General features: G+C 39.3%; 9 protein-coding genes and 1 pseudogene. 3 read left to right on the top strand and 7 right to left on the bottom strand.

The window, feature by feature from the left end; genetic code table 11:
• Positions 1–114 precede the first annotated feature (114 nt).
• Complete coding sequence (locus ACXITR_RS10285; protein WP_457997137.1) at positions 115–387, bottom strand: hypothetical protein; 273 nt, start codon at positions 385–387, stop codon at positions 115–117.
• 136 nt (positions 388–523) lie between these two features.
• Here ACXITR_RS10285 and lpdA point away from each other — a divergent pair, with 136 nt between their 5' ends.
• Positions 524–1,942 carry a dihydrolipoyl dehydrogenase gene (lpdA, locus tag ACXITR_RS10280; protein ID WP_457997136.1) on the top strand — a complete coding sequence of 473 codons (1,419 nt, stop codon included), beginning with the start codon at positions 524–526 and terminating at the stop codon, positions 1,940–1,942.
• 159 nt (positions 1,943–2,101) lie between these two features.
• Here the strand turns inward: lpdA and ACXITR_RS10275 are convergent, their stop codons facing one another.
• Positions 2,102–2,557, bottom strand: coding sequence for a DUF4079 domain-containing protein (locus ACXITR_RS10275; RefSeq protein WP_457997135.1), 456 nt, complete (start codon positions 2,555–2,557; stop codon positions 2,102–2,104).
• A gap of 145 nt (positions 2,558–2,702) precedes the next feature.
• Here ACXITR_RS10275 and ACXITR_RS10270 point away from each other — a divergent pair, with 145 nt between their 5' ends.
• A complete protein-coding gene (locus tag ACXITR_RS10270; protein ID WP_457997134.1) occupies positions 2,703–3,389 on the top strand; it encodes an ATP-dependent Clp protease proteolytic subunit in 687 nt (228 codons plus the stop codon).
• 95 nt (positions 3,390–3,484) lie between these two features.
• Positions 3,485–4,084, top strand: coding sequence for an ATP-dependent Clp protease proteolytic subunit (locus tag ACXITR_RS10265; RefSeq protein ID WP_069791200.1), 600 nt, complete (start codon positions 3,485–3,487; stop codon positions 4,082–4,084).
• Between the two features lie 183 nt (positions 4,085–4,267).
• On the opposite strand, the gene ACXITR_RS10260 is transcribed toward ACXITR_RS10265, so the two are convergent.
• From ACXITR_RS10260 to ACXITR_RS10240, 5 genes and pseudogenes are all read right to left on the bottom strand, one after another.
• On the bottom strand, positions 4,268–4,804 hold the full coding sequence (locus tag ACXITR_RS10260; protein WP_457997133.1) for an RNA recognition motif domain-containing protein: 537 nt from the start codon (positions 4,802–4,804) through the stop codon (positions 4,268–4,270).
• Between the two features lie 28 nt (positions 4,805–4,832).
• Complete coding sequence (locus ACXITR_RS10255) at positions 4,833–4,973, bottom strand: hypothetical protein (RefSeq protein WP_457997132.1); 141 nt, start codon at positions 4,971–4,973, stop codon at positions 4,833–4,835.
• 169 nt (positions 4,974–5,142) lie between these two features.
• Positions 5,143–6,399, bottom strand: a complete 1,257-nt coding sequence (locus tag ACXITR_RS10250; protein WP_457997131.1) for a J domain-containing protein — start codon at positions 6,397–6,399, stop codon at positions 5,143–5,145.
• Positions 6,384–6,752: a Spx/MgsR family RNA polymerase-binding regulatory protein gene (locus ACXITR_RS10245; protein WP_457997130.1), complete on the bottom strand. Its 369-nt coding sequence runs from the start codon at positions 6,750–6,752 to the stop codon at positions 6,384–6,386. The genes ACXITR_RS10250 and ACXITR_RS10245 overlap by 16 nt, the downstream gene beginning before the upstream one ends.
• Before the next feature lie 85 nt (positions 6,753–6,837).
• Positions 6,838–6,919: pseudogene (locus tag ACXITR_RS10240) on the bottom strand (IS200/IS605 family transposase); the annotation flags it as partial.

Below are 6,919 nucleotides of genomic sequence, written 5' to 3'. Positions count from 1 at the left end.
TTAATAATGGGTCGAATTTTTCACACCAACGATTAAAACATGGTGGCATGGACGAAGACGTTGTTTCTTTCATAATGACCTAATGTTGTCACTCTGTCTACTTTTATTATTAGTTTACCTTACTTTTCTGTTTAAGTACCGATAGTCAAGTATTCCCAATTCACGATTACTGATATTAAGTTGATTAATTTCTAGGGGTTGAGATAAGTAATTATTTAATTGTTGTTCAACTTTGCTGTTGATTTCTTTTTGTAGTTGTTGGGCAAGTTTTTCTACTGCTCTACTGCTACTGTTAAAGGAAATATAACCCACTAAACCAATGCTACTGAGGAGAGGAATAACGAAAAGGAGTATTATTCTTAAGCGAAGGGAGGTTAATGGTTGCATGGAAATAGTTAAGAGATTGGAAAATACTTATTTATATATTTATTTTGCCCTAATAATTAACTTTATTGGTCAATTGTCCATTGTTCAATGTCTCAGTACAATAGAAGGATTGAAACTATTGTTAAATTAAAAGATTATGAGTCAGTTTGATTATGATTTAGTTATTATTGGTGCTGGGGTAGGTGGCCATGGTGCCGCCTTACACGCTGTAAAAATGGGTTTAAAAACCGCTATCATTGAAGCGGCTGATATGGGAGGTACTTGTGTAAACCGTGGTTGTATTCCTTCTAAGGCTCTTTTGGCGGCTTCTGGAAAAGTGAGGGAATTGGCAGATACTTCCCATCTACAGGAAATGGGTGTAAATGTTGGTACTGTTACCTTTGACCACGGTGCGATCGCATCCCATGCCAATGATTTAGTAAGTAAAATTAGGGGAGACTTAACCAACAGCCTCAAAAGATTAAAGGTAGAAACCATTCGAGGATGGGGAAAAGTAGTTGCCCCCCAAAAAGTAGCGGTAGAAACTGACTCAGGAGAAAAGATTATCACCGCCAAAGAAATTATGCTCTGCCCTGGTTCAGTGCCTTTTGTGCCAAGGGGTGTAGAGATTGATGGTAAAACGGTTTATACTAGCGATCATGCCGTTAAATTAGAATCTTTACCCCAATGGATAGCGGTTATTGGTAGTGGTTATATCGGCTTAGAATTTGCCGATGTTTATACCGCCCTTGGCTCAGAAATTACGATGATTGAAGCCATGGATAACTTGATGCCCACTTTTGACCCTGATATTGCTAAAATTGCCGAAAAAGTATTAATCAATAGCCGTGACATTGAAACCTATACGGGGGTATTCGCCACCAAGGTAATTCCAGGTACCCCTGTAATGATTGAATTGACGGACGCTAAAACTAAAGAAGTGGTGGAAGTGTTGGAAGTGGATGCCTGTTTAGTTGCCACAGGGCGCATTCCTGCTACTAAAAATTTAGGGTTGGAAAACTTGGGTATCGAAACCGAAAGAGGTTTTATCCCTGTCAATGACAGGATGCAAGTCTTAAAAGATGGTGAGGTAGTACCCCATCTCTGGGCGGTGGGTGATGCTAATGGTAAGATGATGTTAGCCCACGCTGCTTCTGGGCAGGGCATTGTGGCGGTGGAAAATATGTGTGGGAATGATAAAACCATCGATTATCGTAGTATTCCTGCGGCGGCTTTTACCCATCCTGAGATTAGTTATGTGGGGCTTAATGAGCCTCAGGCCAAAGAGTTGGGCAAAAATGAAGGTTTTGAGGTGGGAACGGCGAAAACCTACTTTAAGGCAAATTCTAAGGCTTTGGCGGAAAAGGAAACCGATGGTATCGCTAAGGTAATCTATCGTAAGGATACAGGGGAGTTGTTGGGGGTACACATTATTGGTATCCATGCTTCAGATTTAATTCAGGAGGCGGCAAATGCGATCGCATCTCGTCAATCAGTCCATGAATTAGCCTTTAATGTCCATGCCCATCCTACCCTTTCTGAGGTACTCGACGAGGCTTACAAACGAGCTAGTTAGGTATATTACATCCGATTTATCATTTATAGGCAATGGGCTTAAGCCCATTGTTCGTTAGTATAAGAAGCTAGAACAAATCCCCCAATTGTGGAGGACTTTTATCGCAAATAAAAATTGATTATGAATTATACATTCTCCATTATCAATTACTCTTTGTGCCTACATTCTTTCAATAATCTTTTGGACAATTTGCACCCCAGTAAACGCCTGCCAAGCAAATATCCCCAACATAGCCATGTTAATACCCACGTGGGATGCACGGGCGACACTGTTACCCTTTTGCATATAAGGCACCAAAGAAGCAGAAGTCGTCACCATAGCCATCATACCTAAACCCGCTAAAAGGTGAGGTCCTACAAACAATTTACCGCTGTTAATATAAGTAACTGCCATACCGCCCACAGTACCCAAAACGATTAACCCCATGAATAAAGAGCCGACTTTGTGGTGACGGTTAATAAAATTTCCTTTAATTAATTCTTTTCTTTCTTCCTTATCAGCCTTACGAAGACGTTTTACTTTAATTCCCAAATAAAGGGAATAGATTGCCGTACCAAATAATACCCACATCAAGACGGGATGGGCAAATTGCGACCATACTTTAACTGATTCCATTTGTTTTCCTCAATTGATCTAAAAACTAATTATAAAACTTAATATAAGTTAACATAAAAGTAGCAAATCCCGTAAATGCACAGAGTACCGAGATTATGTCACAATCAAAAGGAGATAGTTTAAGCTCAAAGTGAGAAAAAAGAATATGAATTCACCTATTCAAGCAGTACAAGCACCCTACCGAGGTGATGCTTCCTATCGTACACCCCCCCCTGATTTACCTTCATTATTGTTAAAAGAGAGAATTGTTTATTTGGGTTTACCCCTTGTTTCTCCTGATGAATATAAGGATCAAATTGGTATTGATGTTACAGAATTAATTATTGCTCAATTGTTATTTTTGCAATTTGATGATCCTGAGAAGCCTATTTATCTCTATATCAATTCTACGGGAACATCATGGTATGGTGGCGATTCCATTGGTTTTGAAACCGAGGCTTTTGCTATTTGTGACACCATGAGCTACATTAAACCCCCTGTCCATACTATTTGTTTAGGTCAAGCTATGGGTACGGCGGCCATGATTTTGGCTTCTGGCACAAAAGGATGTAGATCAAGTTTACCTAATGCCACCATTATCTTACATCAATCTCGTCAAGGCGCCCAAGGACAAGCTACAGATATTCAAATTAGGGCGAGGGAGGTTATTACTAATAAAAGAGTAATGATGAATATTTTTGCTGATAAAACTGGGCAACCCGTGGAAAAAATTGAAAAGGATACCGATCGCATGTTCTACATGAATCCTCAACAGGCAAAGGAATATGGCATTATTGATCGTGTCCTAGAAAGTAGTAAAGATTTACCATCCCCTGCCCTAACTACCATTTAACCATTGTATTAAGGGGCGATCGCCCAGAAAACCCGAACGTCCCGAAAAAACAACATAAACAACTAAAATAACCATAAGATTTAAGAGGAAAAAAGATGCCCATTGGAGTACCCAGAGTTCCCTATCAAATGCCCGGTCAAGCATACAGCGACTGGGTTAATATATACGACCGCCTTTATCGTGAGCGTATTATCTTCCTTGGTAGAGGGGTAAACGATAGTCTAGCAAACCAAATTATTGCCGTCATGTTGTACCTCGACTCCGAAGACAACAACAAACCCATCTACCTTTACATCAACTCCCCTGGGGGGTCAGTCACCGCAGGAATGGCTATCTATGATACCATGCAACATATCAAATCAGAAGTTGTGACTATCTGTGTTGGTTTAGCCGCCTCCATGGGAGCATTTTTACTCGCTTCTGGTGCCAAAGGAAAAAGACTCGCCCTACCCCACTCCCGAATCATGATTCACCAACCCCTAGGAGGAATTCAAGGGCGCCGTCAAGCCACCGACATCGAAATTGAAGCCAAGGAAATCATCCGCATTAAAAACGATCTTAACCGTATTATGGCATTCCACACAGGGCAAACTATCGAAAAAATTGAAAAAGATACCGATAGAGATTACTTCATGTCCGCCCACGAAGCCAAGGAATATGGTCTAATCGATAAAGTCATCGAAGATAGAGTATAGATTTATAGTACATATGTACATTGACAAATCCTTAACCTATCCTTTACACTAATGACTGTGTGGGGAGACAATAAGTAAGAGAATCGAGACGAAACATGGTAAGTCGCCGATTCTCTCTTCTTTTTTCCATAAAAAAACCCCCAATTATTTGGAGGAATTTTTAAAAGTGCGACTAAAGCTGTATTAGTTAGTAGTTTGGGAAGTAAACATTTCCTTCAATTTACTTAACTCATCAGCCCAACGGGGATCAGGTTGTGCAGAATCTGCCACGGAGAAAGACTTGGTACTAGATTTAGATGAAGTTTTACGACCTTTTTTGCCCTTTTTAGCACCAGCACTACGTTTACTAGGCTTTTCAGTTACCTTTGCACCCTCATCAGCACTAGCGGTAACAGTTTCCCCAGATTCAGCTTCGGAACCTTCCTTTTCATTTTTATTACGAGGTAAAGCCTTCTCGATGAATAAAGTAAAGTCATTACCTTCCTCATCTTTAAAAGGTTCGCCATTATAAATTAAGGTTTGGTCATTATACTTAGTAATGAACTCATCAGCCGCTTCATCGGTAGGTACCGTTACAAAACCAAATCCACGACATTCATTTTTTTTACGTTCTTTGATAAGTTTAGTTGTGAAGGGAGGTTCAAACTCACTAAACATTTTTTCTAAACTTTCTTTTTCTAATTCTGCTTTTGGTAATTTTACATAAAGACGTACAGACATTTTATATCCTCCAAATATTTAGTATTTACTAAAATTTTCTAACTATATAATTATCACCCCAGACAACCCCTAACTCAGACAACAAAAAAGTTAGTATGCTAAAATCAGCCACTAACTGCTTCTTATAAATTTCCATTTTATGATCGGCGGTGTATGCCTTTACAACCATTTCTTGCTTGATACCAACTTTAAATTGAAGAATTTTGAGGAAGTTTTGAATTTGAGGAAAGATGCTCTGGGGTTTGACTATGTTTTGTTACTTTAAAATCGTGACTACAACTACAATACTACCAGATTGGTAACAAAATGTTAAATCAGATAATCAATTATTACTAATTTCACCTCAGTAATTGACGTATTTTAACCCATAATTCAGGGCGACTTTTGAATAGATGGAATAGATAAAAGCCGATAATTACCATTAGGCAAATATTGCCTAAACTAACATAAGTACCCACAATTTGACTAGCACTCCAACCTGCTTCATTATTCAAAATATTTAAGTCTCCGCCAGAGTCACCCCTACCGCCCCACAGGGTACCCCAAGGGATGCTATCTCTACCGACTTTGATGTTATGCCATTTGGTAAAGCTACTAAAAAAAGTGATGGCACCGATGGCAACGGCACCGAAGCGCCAAAAATCCCAGTAAAATTTTTCGGGTAAACGCCAATAAAAGGCGATGATGAGGAGGGTACTAAGGTAAAATTCTCCGCCAATGCCACCAAATGCCATAAGGGTAATATAATCTGAGTAGCTTACTCTCCAAGTGAGGATGAATTGCAAAATTATCAATATAACGGCGATAATCATGGTGGCTTTTTTCTTTTCTTTCCAGCCTGTATAAAAGGTTAGTCCTAGTAAAAAAAGAATGCCAAAATAGACAAAGTTTGATTTTTGTAGGGTGGTAATGGTAGCCCCAAAGGTAATCATGGCTCTATATCCTGAAAACCAAGCCACGGTGGCATGACCAAATTCATGTACCCACATGCCAATAAACCATGTTAGCACTTCGGCGTAACTAAAAGCCAGGGCGATCGCCCCTGCCATGGGTAGCACATAAGTATTTAAAGTTTTTTCAGCCTCTTTCAAGAGGAGATAATCATTAGAATAAACTTGATTATTTCTATCGGGGGCAAAATTAATATTTTCTTGCCAAAAATAAGTTTTAACGGTTTTCAGGGCAGTTACTTTAACCAAAGTATGTTCTAAATTTTCCGAAGCCTTGAGGGATTGATAGATAAGACTGAGAATAGTTGCCTTTTGATAGGGTTTACTACCCCTAATTTTAATCTCCAGATATTCCACACAAGTCTCTACCCGTATCATTAAAGACATACCCCGCAAAGCCCGTGCCACATCATTAGTAACTTTTTGCTCATAGGCTTTTTGGCTTTTAATCGATTCTTCTTCCTGTTCAATTTTACGGTGATTTATCAACAGTTGGTGAGCGGTTTTAATGGTTTCAATCCTTTCCTTTTCTCCCCGCTTTAAACACTCCCCCACAAGGCGAAAATAAGCCTTTTCTATTTCTTCTACTTCCGCCGACTCATCTAGTTCTAAAATTTGATAACATTCTTCTAAGGTGATGTCCATGACAATTTTTCTCGCTTGACAGTATCATTAGCACGAAATCCCACTAAAACTGCCTCCCCATCTTTTACAAACAAAGGTCTTTTTAATAGCATAGCATCCCTCGAAAAAGCCTCGATCCACTGTTCATCACTCCATGTTTTTTTCTCCTCTCCCAAGGCACGGTAAGACATTCCCGAGGTGTTACGCATGGATTTACTACCCAAGGATTTTACCCAATCAGTAATCATCTCTTGGGTGGGTTTATTTTCTTTGGTATTGATAAATTCATAGTTAATATCATTATCTTCTAACCATTGCATGGCTTTTTTACAAGTGCCACAGTTAGGAATGCCATAGACTAAGATTAATTTCATTTTTTTAGATGGTGAATTTGAATATTCGTTGCGACAGTCTCCAATCTCAGCATAGCGGATTGGGGAAGGATAGCAACACCCAATTTTATTTCCCTCCTTCCTGATTCTTTATGTACTGTTTGAGCTTTTCGATAGTAGCTCCCCCTGTACTGGAAACATAGTAAGAG

This window comes from Cyanobacterium sp. (assembly GCF_054166785.1).
Note: the sequence above shows the minus strand (reverse complement) of the source record. Positions and strands in the feature narration are given on the sequence as shown.